At 64.0% G+C, this 1,443-nt stretch carries 1 protein-coding gene; it reads right to left on the bottom strand.

Translation table 11 applies throughout. The annotated features are described in order from the left end of the window. Positions 1-550: 550 nt before the first annotated feature. A complete protein-coding gene (locus QSK31_RS48440; RefSeq protein ID WP_285691984.1) occupies positions 551-1,225 on the bottom strand; it encodes a hypothetical protein in 675 nt (224 codons plus the stop codon). Positions 1,226-1,443: the final 218 nt, after the last annotated feature.

The following is a 1,443-nucleotide window of genomic DNA, read 5'->3' as shown; positions in this document are numbered from 1 at the left end:
AACTCGGCTACCTGAGCCCGGACGAATACGAGACCGCCTGGCACACCCAGACCGAGCCAGATAACCTCACCCCTGCCCCGACCGGAAGCAGGTAACCACCGCTCCGTCGAAACGGGGGGAACTCAAGCTGAGGCATTGCTGGCCTGGTGGACTGGCAATCGGGACACGGTGACCGAGGCGTTCACGGCCAGCCGATAGGCGCCTGCCCGGCGTCATCGCACACCTCCGCCAGCAGTCCGGCGATCCGCGCGTTGCCGGAGAAGTCAAGCTGGCGACGCACGTGCCGATGAGAGAGTCCGGCATGCCGAAGACAAGGATGGCAGGGTCCAACATGGCGAATCTCGGTGGCAGAGTGCGCACCTCCGGCGCTTTCAGAATCGACTGTCAAGTGACGTCGGCAATGCGGCCGCGAATCTGAGCGGTCGTGGAGCGCTTCGCACACAGCGGGAAGTAGATCGGCGGTGCAGCGGTCGCGCGTAGCCCGCTCCTGAGCGGGGTGCAGTTGATCCCGGACTAACGGCCGGCATGGGCCGGAGCCCTGCTCGGCGGATCACCCAAGCTCTGAGAGCTGAGCTCGGACAGCGATGGCGATGTGTTTGCCAGCGTCCGCCTCGACGACGCAGTGCAAGCCAAGATCAGTGATGCGACCATCGCGTACGTTCCACTCCCGGGCATCGGCATCGCGGCCCAAGATCGTGCCAAGTGCGTCGATCGTGGGCTTCCAAAGATTCGGCCATGCACGGCGAGGCCCGACCACGAATGCAAGCTGCAGGGCAACCGCCCCTGCAGGCAACGGCTGGTTCGTGGATGTCTGGTCACGGATCTGTTGCTTATAGACGGCGCTGTCGGTCGATGCAGTCGTAGCAACGTCGAACGAGTACGTGCCGCCAGGATCATCGATCGCGTGGGTCTGGCAAACCGCAACCGAGGACCTTGCCGAGTGCTGCTTGCGTGCCCACACCGAAGCGAACGTCCGGCCGGTGCTCTTGACGAGCTTCGGGACCAGCGGGAACAGATAGTTATCGAGATCGTGGAAGGCGAGCAGCGGTACGGCGTTGGAGAGTCCGACGTTCAATTGCAGAGCGAGTGGGTCCGGGGTGGTTCGTAGCGTGTCTGCGAGCACGGCGTAGGCCTCGGCGACGAACGCAGCGGAACGAAGCTGCCCAGGGGATCCGGCCTTGTCCCAGCTCGCCAGCGCCGGCGTGGCGCCGAGGCTTCTCTCCACCGTCGCAGGCCGAGCATAGAAGGTAGGCGGGACCACATCTGGAAACTACCGCCAACGTTCGCACGATGGTGGGGAGCAGAACGGGTGCAGCGCCTAGAGCGCATCTGACGGATCATCACCGGTTGCGATGATCGATCGTTGTCTCGTCGTGGCTGGTGATTTAACTGATGAGGACTGGGAACGGCTTGAGCCGTTGCTGCCGAGCATGGACCCGCAGC

It is taken from the genome of Actinoplanes sp. NBRC 103695 (assembly GCF_030269485.1).
Taxonomy (GTDB): Bacteria; Actinomycetota; Actinomycetes; order Mycobacteriales; family Micromonosporaceae; genus Actinoplanes.
Note: the sequence above shows the minus strand (reverse complement) of the source record. Positions and strands in the feature narration are given on the sequence as shown.